This window comes from Streptomyces camponoticapitis (assembly GCF_014646115.1).
In the GTDB taxonomy this organism is placed as follows: domain Bacteria; phylum Actinomycetota; class Actinomycetes; order Streptomycetales; family Streptomycetaceae; genus Streptomyces; species Streptomyces camponoticapitis.
The window spans coordinates 318,166-335,790 of the sequence record NZ_BMMV01000004.1 but is presented as its reverse complement, the minus strand read 5'-3'; the positions used below and the strand labels follow the sequence as shown (position 1 = coordinate 335,790).

Genomic DNA, 17,625 nt, shown 5'->3' with positions numbered 1-17,625 from the left:
TGGTGGTCGCCATGTGGTGGTCACGGGGTGGTCGTGGAGACGACGTACACGCGGGGCATGGCCGGATCGCTCAGGTCCACGGTGATGTCCTGGGTGGGACGCGGGTCCTTCTGCTTGTGCGTGGTGCCGGACCACACGCGGGTGGGGACGAAGTTCCAGCCGACGGTGCGCGAGTCGCGGGGCGCGATGCTGACGTGGCCCTCCTTGAGCGCCGAGCGGTGCGTGCCCAGTTCGGTGAGGAAGGTGTCGAGCCGGCCCGACGTCACGTTGAACTGCACATACAGGCGGCTGGACTTCCAGTTGCTCGTCTCGTAGTAGCGCACGTTCGTGGCGCGCGCGGGGATCGGCACCTCGAAGACCCGCTGCTTCATCCGGGACGGCACGTCGTCCGTGAGGCCGGTGGCCGAGGACTCCAGCTCCTTGTCGAGCCCGCTGCGCCTGCTCTGGCCGGCCGACACCACGAGATAACCGGCGGGGATGCCGATGAGCAGCACGATCACTATCGCCGTCAGCCAGCGGCGGCGGACCATGTGGCGGTGGTTCTCCGGCGGCTTCTGGACCTCGTCCGGAGACTTCGACTGATGGGGCACGGTCATGAGGGAGGTTCCTGGCTGGTGCGGGGGGCTCGGCCGGGGTTGTCGCGGGGTTCCCGCGGCTCTCCCGGTGCGCGCGGTGCCTCGGAGGTGTGCTCGTCCGACGCCGGTTTCGGCTCGGTCTCCGCCTCCGCTTCCGCTCGCGCCGCCGCGGTCTCCCGCGCCTCGCGCGCGGCGGCCGCGCGGGACTCCTCGGCCTCGCGCAGCTCCTGCTCCTCGCGCAGTTCCTGGGGCATCCGCCCGGTACGGATCGCCTCCGCGTACAGCTCGTACTTCTCGTACCGCTCCAGCCTGCGTCTGTTCGCCCGGCGGAAGCGGCGCGCCACGAGCCGTGAGAGGTCGGCCGCGCCGACCATGCCGGCCTCGGGGCCCAGCTGCGCCTTGGCGATACGGGCCTCCGGCCGGTAGCCGCGCCCGGTGAGCTGGCGGCGGAACGCCTCCCTCGCGGGGCCGATCAGCAGATCGTCCGCCGCGCTGACGCCGCCGCCGATGACGAAGCAGGACGGGTCGAGGGCCGCCGCCAGATTGGCGATCCCGACGCCGAGCCACTGGCCGATCTCCTGGAGCAGTTCGACGCACATGGCGTCGCCCTCGCGGGCCAGCTCGGTGATCAGGGGGCCGGTGATGTCGGGGATGTGGCCCTTGACGCGTTCGATGAGGTTGTACGCCACCGGTGAGTCGGCGGCGGCCAGTTCCCTGGCCTCCCTGACGAGCGCGTTGCCGGAGCTGTACTGCTCCCAGCAGCCGCGGTTGCCGCACGGGCAGCGGTGCCCCGCGGGCACGACCTGCATATGGCCGAACTCGCCGGCCACGCCGTACTTGCCGCGCTTGACCCGGCCGTCCTCCAGTATGGCGCCGCCGATACCGGTCCCCAGCGTGATCATGACGAGGTGGTCCTCGCCGCGTCCGGCGCCGAAGCGCCACTCCGCCCAGGCGGCGGTGTTCGCGTCGTTGTCGACCATCACCGGGACGGCGAGCCGGGAGGAGATCGAGTCCCTGAGGGGTTCGTCGCGCCAGGCGAGGTGCGGGGCGAAGAGGACCTTCGCCCGGTCGGCGTCCACCCAGCCGGCCGCGCCGATGCCGACGGCGTGCACGTCGTGGCGGTCGGAGAGGTCCAGCACCAGCTCGACGATGGTGTCCTCGACGACCTTCGGGCTCTTGGACTTGTCCGGCGTCTCGGTGCGGATCTTCTCCAGGATGTTGCCGTCCGGGTCGACGACACCGGCCATCACCTTCGTACCGCCGATGTCGATGCCGACGGTGGGTACGCGCGGCGCCGACGCGTGGGAGCGGCGTTCGCGGGTGCCGACGGTCCGCAGGACGGTGGCGCGCGCGGTGCCCCGGTGGGTGAAGTCGCGGTAGGTGCTCATCCCAGCCGCCCCCTCGGCCGGCGGGGAGCCGACGCCGGACGGGCGGCCGGAGTGGGGCGGGGACTTCCCGGGCTGGGGCCGCCGGGCGGGCTGGCGGCGCTGCTACCGGAACGCGGCCTGGGTACTCGCACGTGTCGTGTCGTCCCTGCGGATCGGGGGCTCGTCGCGCCCGGTGTCCGGGGCGGCGGCGGTGGGGGTTGTCCACCGCCGCCGATTCTGCCATCAGGAAGGTGGGGAGGTGGGTCAGGGCTTGGCGACGCCGCCCGGCGGCTCGCCGTTCTCGTCCTCTTTCACGAGCTGCCCACCGTCGTCCACCGGACGGCCACCGAGGTGGGCCGGTGCGGGAGCCTTCTCCAGCTCGTGGCTCAGCTCTTCGAGCTCCGAGCCGCCCGCCATCTGGCGCGTCAGCTCGTCCAGGGTGATCGACCGCTTGGTGTGACTGCCGGCCATGACACCCCGCTTGAGCACGACGAACCGGTTGCCGACGAGATACGCGTGGTGCGGGTTGTGGGTGATCAGCACCACGCCGAGACCCGCGTCGCGCGCGGCGGCGACGTACTTCAGTACGACTCCGGACTGCTTCACGCCGAGTGCGGCGGTCGGCTCGTCCAGGACGAGCACCTTGGCCCCGAAGTGGACGGCGCGGGCGATCGCCACGCACTGGCGTTCGCCGCCGGACAGGGTCCCGATGGGCTGGTCGACGTCGCGCAGGTCGATGCCCATCCGCAGCAGTTCCTCGCGGGTGGTACGGCGCATCAGTTCGACGTCGAGGCGCTTGAAGGGGCCCGCGCCCTTCGTCGGCTCGGAACCGAGGAAGAAGTTCCGCCAGACGGGCATCAGCGGTACGACGGCGAGGTCCTGGTAGACGGTGGCGATACCCAGGTCGAGCGCCTCGCGCGGCGAGCCGAGCGCCGTCTTCCTGCCTTCGATGAGGAATTCGCCCGAGTCGTGCCGGTGCAGCCCCGCGATGATCTTGATGAGGGTGGACTTGCCCGCGCCGTTGTCGCCGAGGACACAGGTGATCTCACCCGCGTGCACCTCCAGCGAGACGCCTTCGAGGGCCCGGATGTTGCCGTAGTACTTACTGACGTCGTCCAGCTCGACCAGGGGTGTCGTGGTCGCCGTTCCGCCGGCGGTCGGGGCGGTCGGGGTGGTGGGCGTGCTGGGCGTGCTGGTCATCGGGTTGCCTCCGCGCGCTTGCGGACCCATGCGTTGAGCAGGGTGGCCAGAAGGAGCATCGCTCCGAGGAAGAACTTGAACCAGTCCGGGTTCCACTCCGCGTACACGATGCCCTTGCTGGTCATGCCGAAGATGAAGGCACCGACCGCGGAGCCGATCGCGGAGCCATAGCCGCCGGTGATCAGACAGCCGCCGATGACCGCGGCGATGATGTAGATCAGCTCGTTGCCGACGCCCTCGCCGGACTGTACGACGTCGAACGAGAAGAGCAGATGCTGGCCGGAGACCCAGGCGCAGAAGCCGACGCCCATGTAGAGCCCGATCTTCGTCAGCCGCACCGGGACGCCGACGGCCCTCGCGGCCTCGGCGTTGCCGCCGACCGCGAAGATCCAGTTGCCGAAGCGGGTACGGAGCAGGATCCAGGTCGCGAGGGCGACCAGGCCCGCCCACCAGAGGATGGTGACCTTCAACTCGACGCCGCCGAGGTTGAGTTCGGAGGCGAAGACCTTGCGCGCCGACTCGAAGCCCTCCATGTTGCCGATGCTCTTGGTCGAGACGGTGTCGCTGATCAGCTTGGTCAGACCGAGGTTGAGTCCGGTGAGCATCAGGAACGTGCCGAGGGTGATGATGAAGCTCGGCAGTTTCGTCCGCGTCAGCATGAAGCCGTTGAACATCCCGATGGCGAGGGTGACCAGCAGGGACACCAGGACGCCGACCCAGATGTTGGCCGTCATCTGGTAGCTGAACATCGAGGAGATCAGCGCGGAGCTGGTCACCAGCACACCGGCCGACAGGTCGAACTCGCCGCCGATCATCAGCAGTGCCACCGGCACCGCCATGATCCCGATCGTGGACGCCGCGTACAGGACGGTGCCGAAGCTGGACGTCTTCAGGAACGAGTCGGCGACGACCGAGAAGAAGAGGAACACCGCCACGGCGCCCACGACCGCGCCCAGTTCGGGCCGGCCGAGCAGCTTGCGCAGCGGCGAGTCGCCGAGCAGCCGCTCGTCCTCGGCCGGGCCGCTCCTGGCGCCGTCGCCGTCGCCCGGCCGGTCCTTCACGGGTGGTGCGGTTGTGGTCATCGGGTCCCTCGCTCCGCGTATTTCTCCAGCTCGGCGGCGTCCTGCTTGTTGATGATCTGCGGTCCGGTGAGGACCGGGCGCCCGCCGCCGAGTACATCGGCGTTGTACCGGTAGAGCCAGAGCAGATCGACGGCCTCGTACCCCTGGAGGTACGGCTGCTGGTCGACGGCGAAACCGAGACGGCCCGCCTTGAGCGAACCGGCGACGGCCTCGTTGAGGTCGAAGGTGTCGATCTCGGCCTTGCTGCCGGCCGTCTCCTTCGCCTTGACGGCGGTGTCGGCGAACGGGGCGCCGAGGGTCACGACGGCGTCGATGCTCTTGTCGCTCTGGAGCTTCGCCTCGATGGACGCCTGGACGTCCGGCATGTTGGTGCCCTCGACGTACAGATTCCGCATCGTGCCGTCGAAGGTCTTCTTCGCTCCGGCGCAGCGCTGTTCATGGCCGACGTTGCCCTGCTCGTGCAGGACGCAGAGGGCTTTCTTCCGGCCGCGCCTGTCCAGTTCGTCGCCGACCGCCTCGCCGGCGATGGACTCGTCCTGGCCGATATGGGTGAGCGCGCCGAACTGCTTCGACTGCTCGGAGCCCGAGTTGACGGTGATCACCGGGATGCCGGCCTTGGTGGCCTTGGCGACGACGGCCTTCATCGCGTCGGGCTTGGCGAGCGTGACGATCAGCCCGTCGACGCCCTTGTCTATGTACGACTGGACGAGCTGCGCCTGCTGCTGGCCCTCGTCGCTGTGCGCGTACAGGAAGTTGATGTTGTCCTTCGTCGCGGCCTCCTCGGCGCCCTTCTGGACGATGTCCCAGAAGGTGTCGCCGTCTCCCGAGTGGGTGACCATGGCGACGGTCCACTTCGGTGTGCTCACCGCGGCCCGCCCCCGTGCCTGGGCCTCGGCCGCCGCGGCCCGCTCCTCGGCGCGTTTGCCGCCGGTGCTGCTGCATCCCGCCAGGGACGCCGCCCCGAGAACCACCGCCAGCACCGCGCCGATCGCGCGTGCCCCTGTTCGAATCCTAGCCACGACGCCGTGCCCCTCTTGCTGCGCTTCCCGGTACCGCCGGGCGTCGTACGTCCTCGCCCGGCGGCCCAAGTATCAGGCATGGGTGTACGGCGCATGGTCATCGGGTGCCGCGGGCGGTGTACTTCTCCAGCGCCGGGACGTCCTTCTCGGTCACGAGCGCGGGGCCGGTGAGTACGGGCTTCCCGCCGCCGATCACGTTGCCGTTGTTCTTGTTGAGCCACAGCTCGTCGACCGCGAGATAGCCCTGGAGATAGGGCTGCTGGTCCACCGCGAAGCCGATCTCCTTGGCCTTGAGCTGCTTGACCACGTCGGCGTTGAGGTCGAAGGTGTTGATCTCGGCGCTGGAGCCGGCGCCCTCCTTCGCCTTGACGGAGGCGGCGGCGAACGGCGCCCCGAGCGTCACGACCGCGTCGATGTCCTTGGCGCTCTGGAGCTTCGCCTCGATCGACGACGTGGACGCGGGCATGTTGGTGCCCTCGACGCTCAGATTCTCGACGGTGCCCTCGAAGGTCTTCTTGACGCCGGCGCAGCGGCCTTCGAGCGAGACGTTGCCCTGCTCGTGGATGACGCAGAGCGCCTTCTTCTTGCCGCGCTTGTTCAGCTCCTCGCCGACGGCCTCACCGGCGACGGCCTCGTCCTGGCCGATATGGCTGAGGGCCCCGAAGGGCTCCGAGAACTCGGCGCCGGAGTTGATCGTGACCACCGGGATGCCGGCGGCCGCCGCCTTGGCGAGGACGGCCTTGACCGCCTCGGGCTTGGCGAGGCTGACCACGAGTCCGTCGACGTCCTGGTCGATATAGCTCTGGATCAGCTGGGCCTGCTCCTTGCCCTCCTTGTTGGCCGCGTAGAGGAACTGGACGTTGTCCTTGGCCGCCGCGACCTTCGCGCCGCTCTGGACGATGTCCCAGAAGGTGTCGCCCTCACCGGAGTGCGTGACCATGGCGATCTTCATGCGGGGGGTCTTGGCCGCCGTACCGCCGCCGCCGCTGTCGTCGGCCTTGTCCTCGGAGTCCTTGCCGCCGGAGCCGCTGCATCCGGCGACGAGGGCGAGTGCGCATGCGGTCAGCAGCGCCGCCGCCGTACGGCCCGCCGCCTTTCGGTTGGTACGCATGGTGGGTCCGCCTTCTCTCCCGGCCGCCCCGTTGCGGCTGGAGGTGTTCTAGCGGCGGACACGCGGCCCCGTCAATACTTTGTCCGAACATTCTTACGAAGAATTGGGTGTGCCCGGGAGCCGTGGCGGGCGCCGGGAGTGCTTCGGGGCTCAGGGGCGCACGAGGAGCTGGAACTCGAAGACGTAGCGCGAGGCCCGGTAGATGTGTGAGCCGAACTCGACCGAGCGGCCGGTGTCGTCGAACGTGGTGCGCTCCATCGCCAGCAGCGGCGCACCCGTCGCCTCACCGAGCAGCCCCGCCTCCTCGGCGTCGGCGGCGCGCGCGCCGACCGACTGGCGCGCGCTGTGCAGCGTGATGCCGACGGCCCGCATCATCCGGTAGAGGCCGGTGGCTTCGAGCTGTGCGGTGTCGCAGTCGAGGAGTTCGACGGGCAGATGGTTACGCAGCCGGGCCATGGGTTCGTCGTGGGCGTACCGGAGCCGTTCGATGAGCCGTACGTCCGTCCCCTCGGCGACCCCGAGCGCGGCGGCCACCTCGGCGGTGGCCGGTTCGACGGCGTTGCGCAGCACGCGGGTGGCGGGGCGCTGGCCGGCCGCCTCCAGGTCGTCGTAGAGGCTGCTGAGCTCCAGGGGGCGTCTGACCTGGCTGTGCAGGACCTGGGTGCCGACGCCCCGGCGGCGTACCAGCAGGCCTTTGTCGACGAGCGACTGGATGGCCTGGCGGACGGTGGGCCGGGAGAGTCCGAGCCGGCCCGCCAGCTCGATCTCGTTGCCGAGGAGGCTGCCCGGCGCGAGTCCGCCCTGCTCGATGGCCGCTTCCAGCTGCTGCGACAACTGGAAGTAGAGCGGGACCGGGCTGGTGCGGTCGACACCGAGCTGGAGCGCGGCGGCCTGAGGGGCCGATCCGCCCGTCTGCTCTGGTTCCGGCTGCTTGGACACGTGGGCGAGCGTAGCCCCGTGCGATGTTGACGGAAAGTCCTGTAGTTCGGTTGTCAGGACAAGCGAGGCGGCGAGCAGCGGCCGTTCACCGTCCGAACAGAGATCATCAGCAGGTCTAAATGTCAGGACAAACGCTTGACATGACGACAGCCCGAAGGCCACCTTGGGGGCCATGCGCATCGGACTCATCGGCACCGGCCGTATCGGCACCTTCCACGCGGAGGTGCTGAGCCGCCATCGCGAGGTCGGCTCCCTGGTCGTCGCCGACACGAACGCGGCCCGCGCCGCACAGGTCGCCGACCGTACGGGCTCCACGGCCGCCCCCTCGGTGGACGAGGTCTTCTCGTGGGGCGTGGACGCCGTCGTCATCGCCTCCGCCACCTCCGCCCACGCGGACCTGATCAGCCGCGCGGCGCGGGCCGGGCTGCCCGCCTTCTGCGAGAAGCCGATCGCACTGGACCTCAAGGGCACGCTGAGCGCACTGACGGATGTGGAGGCGGCGGGCACGGTCCTGCAACTGGGCTTCATGCGCCGCTTCGACGCCGGTTACGGCGCGGCCCGCGATCTCGTACGGTCCGGCGCGCTGGGCCGGCTGCACACCGTACGGGCCATCACCTCCGACCCCGCGCCGCCGGCCCCTGAGTATCTGCCGCTGTCCGGCGGTCTCTACCGGGACTGTCTGGTCCACGACTTCGACATCATGCGCTGGGTCACCGGGCGCGAGGTGGTGGAGGTGTACGCGACCGGTTCGGACGCCGGTCCCCCGATGTTCCGCGAGGCCGGGGACATCGACACGGCCGCGGCCGTGCTCACCCTGGACGACGGGACGCTCGCCACCGCGACGGCCACCCGCTGCAACGGCGCGGGATACGACGTACGGATGGAACTGGCGGGCGAGAAGGACCAGTTCGCGGTCGGTCTCGACGACCGTACGCCGATCACCTCGACCGAGCCGAAGGGTCCGCCGCGCTGCGACAACCCGTGGCCGGGCTTCCTGGAGCGGTTCGCGCCGGCGTACGAGGCGGAGCTGGACGCCTTCGTCCGGGTCGTGGCCGGCGAGCTGGAGAACCCGTGCGACGGACACGAGGCGCTGCACGCGCTGCGGATCGCCGAGGCGTGCGAGCTGTCACGGCTCGAACACCGGCCGGTGCGGCTGGAGGAGATCCCGGGCGGGTTGTAGCCCGGCCCGTCGTCCTCCGGGAGAGCCCGCGGGGGCCCTTCCGCCTCAGGCGGGTCTCTGTACCGGCAGCACCGTGCCCTGCGCCACCGCGCACAGCGTCTCCGTGCCGTCCTCGGCCACCGTGACCAGGTCGCAGCGCACCGTGGCCTGCCTGCGCCCCGCGTGCACGACCGAGGCGCGGGCGACCAGCTTGGAGCCGGTGCCGGGTCGCATGTACTGGATGGAGAAGCCCGCCGTCAGCACGGCGGGGCCGAGCACCGAGCCCGCCGCGAACGTGATGCCGTTGTCGGCGGCGTACGCCAGGACTCCGCCGTGCAGATAGCCGTTCTGCTGCTGCAGGTCCTCACGGATGTCCAGCTCCAACTCGGCCTCGCCGTCCCCGAAGACCATGATCCTGGTACCGAGCAGGCCGCTGAACGGCTGGCCTTCCAGCACCTTCCGCGCCAGGACGATGTCGAACTCCTGCATGGTCACTCCTCCGGGACGTACGCGCGGCACTCCGCGCCTTCATGCCTACCACCGCACCGGCAGACCCCGCACACCACGGATCAGCATTCCGGGCAGCCAGTCCAGCGGCCCCGCGTCCGGGTCGAGGGTCAGGTCGGGGCAGCGTTCGAGGAGGGTACGGACCGCGATCCTGGCCTCCAGGCGCGCGAGCGGCGCGCCGAGGCAGTGGTGGATGCCGTGCCCGAAGGCGAGATGTCCGTGGTTCTGGCCCTTGGCGCCGGTCGCCGTTGCCGTCGCCGTACGCCGGATGTCGAAGCGGTCCGGTTCCGGGTAGCGGGCGGGGTCGCGGCCCGCGGCGCCGAGGCCGACGAGCACCGCCTGGTACGCGGGGATGACCGTGTCGCCGACGGTCACGGGCTCGCTGGTGAAGCGCGCGGTGGCGTTGAGGACCGGCCCGTCGTAGCGCAGCATCTCCTCGATCGCGCCGTCGAGCAGCCCGAAGTCCTCGCGCAGGGCGGCCAGTTGATCGGGGTGGCTGAGCAGGGCGCGCATGCCGTTGGTGATGAGGTTGACCGTCGTCTCGTGACCGGCGATCAGCAACAGGAAGGCCATCGCGCGCAGTTCGGCGGCGGAGAGTCGGTCGCCGTCCTCGGCACGGGTCCGCAGCAGGGCGGAGAGCAGATCGTCGGAGGGGCCGGCGCAGCGCTTGTCCTCGATCAACTCGTCGAAGTAGGCGCCCAGTTCGTGCACGGCCGTGTACTCACTGGCGGCGCCGCCGGGCGCCACGACCTCCGTGGACCAGGCCCGGAAGACATCACGGTCCTCCGTCGGCACACCGAGCAGTTCGCAGATGACGGTGATGGGCAGGGGGTACGACAGTGACTCGACCAGGTCGCCGTGGCCCGCCGGGAGCATGGCGTCGATCAGCTCGTCGGTGAGCCGCTGGATCCGCTCCCGTAGACCTGCCACTCTGCGGGCGGTGAACTCACGGGCGACGAGCTTGCGGAGACGGGTGTGGTCGGGCGGGTCGACGACCAGCAGGGTCGGGCCGATGACGCGCTCGTCGAGCATGCTGCCGCCCACCGTGGCCGGGGACTTGGAGAGCCGGGGGTCGGCGAGCGCGGCGCGCGCCTCCCGGTGCCCGACGATCAGCCAGAGACGGTCGCCGTAGGGCGTACGGATCTGGTGGACCGGTCCCGACTCGCGCAGTTTCGCGTAGTACGGGTACGGATCGGCGGTGAAATCGGGGCCGTAAGCGCCCAGGTCGACGACACTCATCACGTCAGATTACGTCGCTCCGGCGTGCGCCGCCGACCTGGCACCGTCGCCGCCCACGCGCCCGCCCGCGCGCTCCCTCGGCCGCCCGAGGGCGCCTACGCCTTCTCCCCGCCGTCCGTCACGAGATCCGCGTCGTGCACCAACAGGGCGATCTGGACACGGTTGTTGAGGTCCAGCTTGGCCAGGATGCGGGAGACATGCGCCTTGACCGTCGGAAGGCTCATGAACAGCTCCGCCGCGATCTCCGCGTTCGAGCTGCCGCGCCCCACGGCCAGCGCCACCTCCCGCTCCCGTGCCCCGAGCCGGGTGAGCCGGCCGGTCGCCGTGTCCTTGCGTACGGCGGTCGGCGCGCCCGCGACATGGGCCATCAACTGGCGGGTGACGGCCGGGGAGAGCACCGGCTCGCCCGCCGCCACCTGCCGTACCGCCGCGACGATCTCGGCCGGCGGGGTGTCCTTCAGGACGAACCCGGCGGCGCCCGCGCGCAGTGCCCGAAGCACCTGCTCGTCGGCGTGGAACGTGGTCAGGACGAGGACTTCGGGCGCACCGGCGCGCGCCCGCAGGAGTTCGGTGGCGGTGATCCCGTCCATGGCGGGCATCCGGATGTCCATGAGCACGACGTCGGGGGTGAGTTCGCGGACGAGAGCCCCGACCTCGGCGCCGTCGGACGCCTCTCCCACGATCTCGATGCCGTCCGCACCCCCGAGCATGAACGTCAGCCCCGCGCGTACGAGTGGATCGTCGTCGACGATGAGCAACCGGATGGTCGTGGTGGTCATGCGGACCACGGTAGCCAGGCCCGGACGGTGAAGCCGCCGTCATCCGTCGGACCGTGCTCGAACCGTCCGCCGGCCAGCGTGGCGCGTTCGGTCAGCCCGATCAGCCCCTGGCCGGATCCCGGCACCTTCGGGACCGGGCCCCGCGGCGCCTCGTTCCGTACCTCCACGGTGATTCCGTCTCCCGGACCGCCGCTCACCAGGACGGTCGTGCCGGTACCGGGGGCGTGCTTGCGCGCATTGGTCAGGCCCTCCTGGGCGATGCGGTAGGCGGTGCGGCCGGTGGTGGCGGGTACGGCCGCCGGGTCGTCGACGCCGCTGTCGAGGGTGACCTCCATCCCGGCCTCGCGGGACTCGGCGACCAGGGCGTCCAGGGTGACGAGGGTGGGCTGCGGACGCTCGCCGTCGTCGCCGGGCGCGCGCAGCACACCGATGATCATGCGCAGGTCCTGGAGCGCCTCGTGCGCGCTGTCGCGGATCACGCCCGCGGCTCTGGCCACTTCGGGAGGCGGTGCGTCGGGCCGGAACTCCAGCGCGCCCGCGTGGACGCTGAGCAGTGTCAGCCGGTGCGCCAGCACGTCGTGCATCTCGCGGGCGATGGCCTCGCGGGCCAGGCGCTGCGCCTGCTCGGCCCTGAGCGCCGCCTCGGTCTCGGCTCGTACGGCGCGCTCGCGCAGCGCCAGCACGAGCTGCCGGCGCGACCGCACCAACATGCCCCAGGCGATCACGAGAAGAGTGAGGAGCGCTCCGAGAACGATCGAGACGACACGGGGGGTCGTCGGGTCGGGTCGCAGATACGCCTGAGCCGTCGCGGCCGCGAGGGCGAGAGCCCCGACGTAGACCACGGGCTTGAACGGCCGGTGGATGGCCAGGCTGAAGAGCGCCACCAGAGCCGCGCCGCTCGCCGCCGGTGACACGATCTGCACCAGCGAGAGGCCGATGGCCAGGGCGGGCGGCCGGCGCCGCCGCAGCCAGAGTGTGCAGCAAGACGCGATGCCGACCAGCAGGTCGGCCATGACGACCAGTTCGCCGTTGCCGACCCGCTCGGACGCGTCCAGCGCGAGCATGCCGATGAAGACGGCGAAGAGGAAGACGATCAGGTCCACGACCCAGTCGCGCACGGTACGCCGGGGCCGGCGCCCGCCCCGTGTCCCGGCGCGCTCGGGGTCGAGGGGTCCCGCCATGGCCGAGGGCAGCAGCCAGGGGTATTCCGTCCGCGTCATACGACCAATCTATGCAGGTGGGGTGTGGCGCGCCGCTGGTGCTCCAGGTCAGCTACCAAAGTCGCGGACTCATCGACCTAAGGCCTGGGGGCGTCCGGTCCCGAGGTCCCCGATAAACGTCCGCGCGGGTGCGTCCCGGGCCGTTGTCACCGTCCGATTCCCGCCGGTGCCGCGGGCGCCGGGCCGGTTTGATCGAGGTCATCCGCAGCACCCGCTCGCCGCCCGCCCCCGCGGGCGGCCGACCGAAGGACGTACCCATGTCTGTAACGAGTTCCGCGCCGGCCGGCAGGACCGCGCTGGTCACCGGCGGCAGCCGGGGCATCGGGGCGGCGATCGCCCTGCGGCTCGCCCAGGAGGGCGTGGACGTCGCGATCAGCTACGTCGCCGACGAGAGCGCCGCGCGGGCGGTCGTGGCGAAGATCGAGGCGACGGGGCGGCGCGGCCTCGCGCTGCGCGCCGACTCGGCCGACCCCGGGCAGGCCGTGAGCGTGGTGGAGCGGGCCGTCGACGGTCTCGGCGGCCGGCTCGACATCCTCGTCAACAACGTCGGGATCGGACTGCTCGGCCCCCTGGACAGCTTCCCGGCTTCCGAAGTCGGCCGCCTGCTGGCGGTGAACGTGCAGGGCGTCTTCCTCACCACGCAGGCCGCCGCCACGAAGCTCGTACGCGGCGGCCGGATCGTCACCGTAGGCAGCTGTATGACCCAGCGGGTGCCCGGTCCCGGCGGCACGCTCTACACGACGAGCAAGTCCGCGCTGATCGGCCTGACCAAGGCGGTGGCACGGGAGTTGGGCGAGCGGGGCATCACCGCGAACATCGTCCACCCGGGCCCGACGGACACGGACATGAATCCGGCCGACGGCCCGTACGCGGCCGGTCAGAGCGCGATGACGGCGCTCGGCCGGTACGGGTCCGCCGACGAGGTGGCGTCGATGGTGGCGTTCCTGGCGAGTGACGAGGCGGCCTACGTCACAGGCGCGGAGTTCGCTGTGGACGGCGGGCACGCGGCCTGAGCCGCCCGTGGTCAGCCGCCCAACTCCCGGTGCCGGGCGGCCAGTCGGGCGGCTCCCTCCTCGGTGAGCGAGCCGAAGAGGCGCAGCCGGGAGATGCCGCCGTCCGGGAAGATGTCGATCCGGACCTGACGGGCCGTCACGGGGCGGTCGAGGACGAAGCGGTGGTTGGTGTCGGGCTGGAGGCGGGTGCGGGGCAGGACCTCGGTCCACTCCCCGTCCGTCCCGGCTCCCGGCTCACCGTCGCGTACGGAAAGCGCCGCCCAGCCCGCCGAGTTGCCCTTCAGGTAGGCCGTGTCGATCTCGACGGCGCGGATCTCGGACCGCTCGGCCAACCCGTAGCGGATCCAGTCGTTGCCTTTGTCGCGGCGCCGGCGCGTCTCCCAGCCGTCGTCCATCTGGCGTGAGCGGCCCGGCTGGATGGTGTTGGTGGCGGGTGAGTAGAAGCGGTCGGAGGCATCCTCGACCCGGCCGCCGTTCTCCAGGGCGAGAAGGTCGAACGTACCGAGGGCGGCCAGCCACACCGGGTCGGGCGCGACATCGCCGTACACCCGCAGTCGCGCGATGCCGCCGTCGGGATGCTGGTTGACCCGCAGATGGGTGAAGCGCCGCTCGGCACCGACGGTGAAGCCGTTCGCCGCGTGTCCGCCAACGGCCGTACGGGGTACGAGGGTTGTCCAGGTCACGCCGTCGGCGAGCAGGTCCTCCGGGGACGGCGAGCCGGGCAGCGACGTCGCCTCGACGGACACGGCCTGCGGGTAGTTGCCGCGGAAGTGCGCGGTGTCGACCACGATGCCGCGCACGACGCCGGGGGCGCCGAGCCGTACGAGAGCCCAGTCGTGGTCCTCGTCGGTGGGGTGCGGCCGCCCGGCGGACGCGCCGCGCCTGCGGCGGGTCTCCCAGCCGTCCATGATCTTGCCCTTGTGCCCGAAGCGCTCCGGGTCGAATTCGGCGGGGCCGGGCTTCAGCAGATTCTCGCGCTCGGCGAAGAACTCGTCGTTGGCGGCGACGACACCGGCGCCGAGCCTGCGGTCGGCCAGGTCGACGAGGCGGGTGAAGGGGTGGTCGGCTGAGCGGTGGTCGGCGTACGGGTCGCCCCCGCCGTAGGGGGCGGCGTCACCGGTGAAGGCGGCCTCGGGCGACGTCTGGGCGGAGGAGGTGGGCGACGGGCTTGTGGGCACGGTTCAGTTGGTCCTTTCGAGCAGTCGGCCGGAGGGCTCGGCGATGGCTCCGTCTGCGACGATCCGCCGGCCGCGCAGCCAGGTCGACCTGACGACGCCGTACAGCGTCCTGCCCGCGTACGCGGTGACGCGGTTGCGGTGCTGGAGCGCGGCGGGGTCCACGGTGAACGAGTCGTCGGGCGCGAGAACCGCGAAGTCGGCGTCACGCCCCGCCTCGATGGCGCCCTTGCTGTGCAGCCCGGCCAGCGCGGCGGGGGCCGTCGACATCCAGCGGGCCACGTCGTCGAGCGAGTGACCGCGTCGGCGGGCCTCGGTCCAGATGGCGGGCAGGCCGAGTTGGAGGGAGGAGATGCCGCCCCACGCGGTCGCGAAGTCGGAGGTCTTGAGGTCGGTGGTGGACGGTGAGTGGTCGGAGACGACACAGTCGATCGTCCCGTCGGCCAGGCCGCGCCAGAGGGCGTCCTTGTTCGCGGCCTCGCGGATGGGCGGACAGCACTTGAACTCGGTCGCGCCGTCCGGGACTTCCTCGGCGGTGAGGGTGAGGAAGTGCGGGCACGTCTCGACGGTCAGCCGTACGCCGTCCCGCCTGGCCGCCGCGATCAGCGGCAGCGCGTCGGCGGACGACAGGTGCAGGACGTGCACGCGCGCGTGGTGTCTGCGCGCGGCCGTGATGAGGCCTTCTATCGCCGCGTTCTCGGCGTCGCGGGGGCGCGAGGCGAGGAAGTCGGCGTACTTGGCGCCGGTGCGGTGCGGGGCGGCGGCCAGTTCGTGCGGGTCCTCGGCGTGCACGATGAGCAGCCCGCCGAAGCCGGCGATCTCGGCGAGCGACCGGTCGAGCTGCGCGGCGTCCAGCTCGGGGAACTCCTCGACGCCGGAAGGCGACAGGAATGCCTTGAAGCCGAACACCCCGGCGTCGTGCAGGGACTTGAGGTCCCTGACATTGCCGGGGAGCGCGCCGCCCCAGAAGCCGACGTCGATGTGCGCCTTGCGGGCGGCGACCTCACGCTTTGTCCGGAGGTGGGCGGTCGTGGTGGTCGGCGGCAGGGAGTTGAGCGGCATGTCGATCAGGGTGGTGATGCCGCCGGACGCCGCCGCGCGGGTGGCGGTCCAGAAGCCCTCCCACTCGGCGCGGCCGGGGTCGTTCACATGCACATGGGTGTCGACGAGGCCGGGGAGTACGACGTCGTCGCCGACATCCTCCAGCCGGGCGCCCGGCGGCAGCCCGGAGACGTACTCCCGCTCATAGGGCCGCTCGTAGGGAAGCACGGCGGCGATCGTGCCGGCGGCGACGGCGACCGTCGCGGGGCGCGTGCCCTCAGGGGTGACGACACGCGTCGAGCGCAGCACCAGGTCCACGTTCCGGTCCAGGTCGGTCACCGGCCACCCTCACTTCTCCGTCATGCCCGAGCGGGAGATCCATAAAATTCAACGAACTGTTGAAGGAGTCTTCATGCCGGACCAGGGTCCGTCAAGGCCGCTCCGCCCGCGACCGGACCCGCTGGACTACACTTGACTGATTCCACAGAGCGAAAATCGACTTTCGCCAGACAGAAGACCGCTCCACCCTCTACCGTACGGACCGATCACACCGGGTGACCGGCGGCACCCGGACAGACACCCTCTGACCGGCGGAAACGCGGATCGGCCGATGGGCCCGGCCACCGGCCGGCCCGCTGATCAGGACACCCGTGGCCCGCCGGAGCGCCCGGTAAACTGCTGACTCGCCCCACCCGTCCCGACGCCCCGAGAGGACCGTTGTTGTGCCGACGTCCAGCGCCGCCAGCGCCACCGACGCTGCCAAGCCCGCCTCCGCGAGCGGCGGCGTCCAGTCCCTGGAGCGCGCCTTCGATCTGCTGGAGCGGATGGCGGACGCGGGGGGCGAGGTCGGCCTGAGCGAGCTGTCGGCCAGCAGTGGTCTGCCCCTGCCGACCATCCACCGGCTGATGCGTACGCTCGTGGCCTGCGGTTACGTACGCCAGCAGACGAACCGCCGATACGCGCTCGGCCCGCGCCTCATCCGGCTGGGCGAGTCGGCGTCGCGGCTGCTCGGCACCTGGGCGCGGCCATATCTGGCGCGGCTGGTCGAGGAGACCGGCGAGACGGCGAACATGGCGCTGCTCGACGGCGACGAGATCGTGTATGTCGCCCAGGTGCCGTCCAAGCACTCGATGCGGATGTTCACGGAGGTCGGCCGACGGGTCCTCCCGCACTCCACGGGTGTGGGCAAGGCGCTGCTCGCGCACACGTCGGCCGAGGAGGTACGGGCTCTGCTCGCGCGTACCGGCATGCCCGCGGCCACCGAGAAGACGATCACGACGCCCGACGGCTTCCTCGACGCGCTCGAACTGGTACGCGCGGCCGGTTACGCGGTGGACGACAACGAGCAGGAGATGGGGGTCCGCTGCCTGGCGGTCCCGGTGCCCAACTCCCCCACCCCGGCGGCGATCTCGATCTCCGGTCCGGCCGGTCGCGTCACGGAGACGGCCACCGAGAGGATCGTGCCGATACTGCAGGAAGTGGCGCGGGACCTGTCCGAGGTCCTGGCGAGCACGGCGGCCCACGCGCAGCCCTGAGCCCGGCCGCCGGTCCGAGGCCCGAGCTGCCGTACGCCCCAATCCCCTGGGACGTACGGCGCTCAGGCGCCTCGGATCCGGTACCCGATACCTGAAAGACCGGGTTGGCGGCGGCGCTCGCCGGGCAACTGTCTCCCGGCGGTTCCCCTGCGGTCGTACGGGTCGCACCACGGGTCCTGCCCGGTGGTGCGGGTCGCGCTGGTCATGCGGGTCGCGCTGGTCATGCGGATCGTGCTGGTCATGCGGATCGTGCTGATGGCACCGGTCCTTCTCAGTGCCCTAACTCTCCGAAGAGGTCTACCGCCTTCCTGACATCCATCAGGGTGGGCGCCAAAGCGCTCACCGAGCCGATCGAGCCGACGATCAGCAGCAACGAGCGACGCATCCGGCGAATCTCCGGATCGCCCCCCGCCACCATCGCGGCCATCGCGGCGAGTTCCTCTTCCGCGATTCCCCTGTCTCTGAACTCGCTCTGATACGAGGCGAGTTCCCGTCTGAGACGCGCCACGGCGAACCGCAGCCCGGTCAGCCTGGGATCCTCGCCCTGCTCTGTCACTCGCGTATGCCCCACGCTCCGCAACAAAGTTCTCCCCCTCGCACGCCATCGTGCTTGTGCCTTCGGCATGGTGATCGCCTCTCCGGCGCCTCCCTGTTGACACGCCTG

17 protein-coding genes and 1 pseudogene are annotated in these 17,625 nt (G+C 71.0%); 3 read left to right on the top strand and 15 right to left on the bottom strand.

The annotated features are described in order from the left end of the window. Window positions 1–20: 20 nt before the first annotated feature. The 7 genes and pseudogenes from IEY79_RS08570 to IEY79_RS08540 all read right to left on the bottom strand — a co-directional run bounded on the left by IEY79_RS08570 (window position 21) and on the right by IEY79_RS08540 (window position 7,293). Window positions 21–596 carry a hypothetical protein gene (locus IEY79_RS08570; RefSeq protein WP_189106730.1) on the bottom strand — a complete coding sequence of 192 codons (576 nt, stop codon included), beginning with the start codon at window positions 594–596 and terminating at the stop codon, window positions 21–23. A gap of 215 nt (window positions 597–811) precedes the next feature. After that, window positions 812–1,963 (bottom strand): annotated as a pseudogene (locus IEY79_RS08565) (ROK family glucokinase); the annotation flags it as partial. A gap of 243 nt (window positions 1,964–2,206) precedes the next feature. Beyond that, window positions 2,207–3,142 carry an ATP-binding cassette domain-containing protein gene (locus IEY79_RS08560; protein ID WP_229700750.1) on the bottom strand — a complete coding sequence of 312 codons (936 nt, stop codon included), beginning with the start codon at window positions 3,140–3,142 and terminating at the stop codon, window positions 2,207–2,209. Continuing rightward, complete coding sequence (locus IEY79_RS08555) at window positions 3,139–4,224, bottom strand: ABC transporter permease (RefSeq protein WP_189106729.1); 1,086 nt, start codon at window positions 4,222–4,224, stop codon at window positions 3,139–3,141. The genes IEY79_RS08560 and IEY79_RS08555 overlap by 4 nt, the downstream gene beginning before the upstream one ends. Further along, entirely contained in the window at window positions 4,221–5,243 is a 1,023-nt protein-coding gene (locus IEY79_RS08550) for a sugar ABC transporter substrate-binding protein (RefSeq protein ID WP_189106728.1), read from the bottom strand. Before IEY79_RS08550 ends, IEY79_RS08555 begins: the two co-directional genes overlap by 4 nt. A gap of 97 nt (window positions 5,244–5,340) precedes the next feature. Then, window positions 5,341–6,354 carry a substrate-binding domain-containing protein gene (locus IEY79_RS08545; protein WP_189106727.1) on the bottom strand — a complete coding sequence of 338 codons (1,014 nt, stop codon included), beginning with the start codon at window positions 6,352–6,354 and terminating at the stop codon, window positions 5,341–5,343. Between the two features lie 150 nt (window positions 6,355–6,504). Next, window positions 6,505–7,293, bottom strand: a complete 789-nt coding sequence (locus IEY79_RS08540; protein WP_189106726.1) for a GntR family transcriptional regulator — start codon at window positions 7,291–7,293, stop codon at window positions 6,505–6,507. A gap of 172 nt (window positions 7,294–7,465) precedes the next feature. Between IEY79_RS08540 and IEY79_RS08535 the strand changes: the two genes are divergently transcribed. Further along, window positions 7,466–8,473 (top strand): Gfo/Idh/MocA family protein, encoded by a 1,008-nt coding sequence (locus IEY79_RS08535; RefSeq protein ID WP_189106725.1) that lies wholly within the window; start codon window positions 7,466–7,468, stop codon window positions 8,471–8,473. Window positions 8,474–8,518: 45 nt separating this feature from the next. Here IEY79_RS08535 and IEY79_RS08530 read toward each other — a convergent pair whose 3' ends face one another. The 4 genes from IEY79_RS08530 to IEY79_RS08515 all read right to left on the bottom strand — a co-directional run bounded on the left by IEY79_RS08530 (window position 8,519) and on the right by IEY79_RS08515 (window position 12,197). Continuing rightward, the gene (locus IEY79_RS08530; protein WP_189106724.1) at window positions 8,519–8,941 is read right to left on the bottom strand and encodes a PaaI family thioesterase; all 423 of its coding nucleotides are present in this window, start codon (window positions 8,939–8,941) and stop codon (window positions 8,519–8,521) included. Window positions 8,942–8,986: 45 nt separating this feature from the next. After that, window positions 8,987–10,198, bottom strand: a complete 1,212-nt coding sequence (locus tag IEY79_RS08525) for a cytochrome P450 family protein (protein ID WP_189106723.1) — start codon at window positions 10,196–10,198, stop codon at window positions 8,987–8,989. A gap of 95 nt (window positions 10,199–10,293) precedes the next feature. Next, window positions 10,294–10,977 carry a response regulator gene (locus tag IEY79_RS08520; RefSeq protein WP_189106722.1) on the bottom strand — a complete coding sequence of 228 codons (684 nt, stop codon included), beginning with the start codon at window positions 10,975–10,977 and terminating at the stop codon, window positions 10,294–10,296. Continuing rightward, window positions 10,974–12,197: a sensor histidine kinase gene (locus tag IEY79_RS08515; RefSeq protein WP_189106721.1), complete on the bottom strand. Its 1,224-nt coding sequence runs from the start codon at window positions 12,195–12,197 to the stop codon at window positions 10,974–10,976. The genes IEY79_RS08520 and IEY79_RS08515 overlap by 4 nt, the downstream gene beginning before the upstream one ends. Before the next feature lie 257 nt (window positions 12,198–12,454). Between IEY79_RS08515 and IEY79_RS08510 the strand changes: the two genes are divergently transcribed. Continuing rightward, window positions 12,455–13,210, top strand: coding sequence for an SDR family NAD(P)-dependent oxidoreductase (locus IEY79_RS08510; protein WP_189106720.1), 756 nt, complete (start codon window positions 12,455–12,457; stop codon window positions 13,208–13,210). A gap of 11 nt (window positions 13,211–13,221) precedes the next feature. Here the strand turns inward: IEY79_RS08510 and alc are convergent, their stop codons facing one another. Next, window positions 13,222–14,388, bottom strand: a complete 1,167-nt coding sequence (gene alc / locus IEY79_RS08505) for an allantoicase (RefSeq protein WP_189106719.1) — start codon at window positions 14,386–14,388, stop codon at window positions 13,222–13,224. A 3-nt stretch (window positions 14,389–14,391) separates the two neighbouring features. Further along, window positions 14,392–15,756 carry an allantoinase AllB gene (allB, locus tag IEY79_RS08500; protein WP_373292497.1) on the bottom strand — a complete coding sequence of 455 codons (1,365 nt, stop codon included), beginning with the start codon at window positions 15,754–15,756 and terminating at the stop codon, window positions 14,392–14,394. 392 nt (window positions 15,757–16,148) lie between these two features. Here allB and IEY79_RS08495 point away from each other — a divergent pair, with 392 nt between their 5' ends. Next, on the top strand, window positions 16,149–16,961 hold the full coding sequence (locus tag IEY79_RS08495; protein WP_189106717.1) for an IclR family transcriptional regulator: 813 nt from the start codon (window positions 16,149–16,151) through the stop codon (window positions 16,959–16,961). 62 nt (window positions 16,962–17,023) lie between these two features. Here the strand turns inward: IEY79_RS08495 and IEY79_RS08490 are convergent, their stop codons facing one another. After that, the gene (locus IEY79_RS08490; RefSeq protein WP_189106716.1) at window positions 17,024–17,203 is read right to left on the bottom strand and encodes a hypothetical protein; all 180 of its coding nucleotides are present in this window, start codon (window positions 17,201–17,203) and stop codon (window positions 17,024–17,026) included. Window positions 17,204–17,232: 29 nt separating this feature from the next. Then, on the bottom strand, window positions 17,233–17,544 hold the full coding sequence (locus tag IEY79_RS08485) for a DUF5955 family protein (RefSeq protein ID WP_189106715.1): 312 nt from the start codon (window positions 17,542–17,544) through the stop codon (window positions 17,233–17,235). Window positions 17,545–17,625 lie beyond the last annotated feature (81 nt).

Coding starts and splice junctions, on each gene's coding strand:
- IEY79_RS08570 (WP_189106730.1), bottom strand. CDS start 596: ATGACCGTGCCCCATCAGTCGAAGTCTCCGGACGAGGTCCAGAAGCCG.
- IEY79_RS08560 (WP_229700750.1), bottom strand. CDS start 3,142: ATGACCAGCACGCCCAGCACGCCCACCACCCCGACCGCCCCGACCGCC.
- IEY79_RS08555 (WP_189106729.1), bottom strand. CDS start 4,224: ATGACCACAACCGCACCACCCGTGAAGGACCGGCCGGGCGACGGCGAC.
- IEY79_RS08545 (WP_189106727.1), bottom strand. CDS start 6,354: ATGCGTACCAACCGAAAGGCGGCGGGCCGTACGGCGGCGGCGCTGCTG.
- IEY79_RS08535 (WP_189106725.1), top strand. CDS start 7,466: ATGCGCATCGGACTCATCGGCACCGGCCGTATCGGCACCTTCCACGCG.
- IEY79_RS08530 (WP_189106724.1), bottom strand. CDS start 8,941: ATGCAGGAGTTCGACATCGTCCTGGCGCGGAAGGTGCTGGAAGGCCAG.
- IEY79_RS08525 (WP_189106723.1), bottom strand. CDS start 10,198: ATGAGTGTCGTCGACCTGGGCGCTTACGGCCCCGATTTCACCGCCGAT.
- IEY79_RS08520 (WP_189106722.1), bottom strand. CDS start 10,977: ATGACCACCACGACCATCCGGTTGCTCATCGTCGACGACGATCCACTC.
- IEY79_RS08515 (WP_189106721.1), bottom strand. CDS start 12,197: ATGACGCGGACGGAATACCCCTGGCTGCTGCCCTCGGCCATGGCGGGA.
- IEY79_RS08510 (WP_189106720.1), top strand. CDS start 12,455: ATGTCTGTAACGAGTTCCGCGCCGGCCGGCAGGACCGCGCTGGTCACC.
- IEY79_RS08490 (WP_189106716.1), bottom strand. CDS start 17,203: ATGACCAGCACGATCCGCATGACCAGCGCGACCCGCATGACCAGCGCG.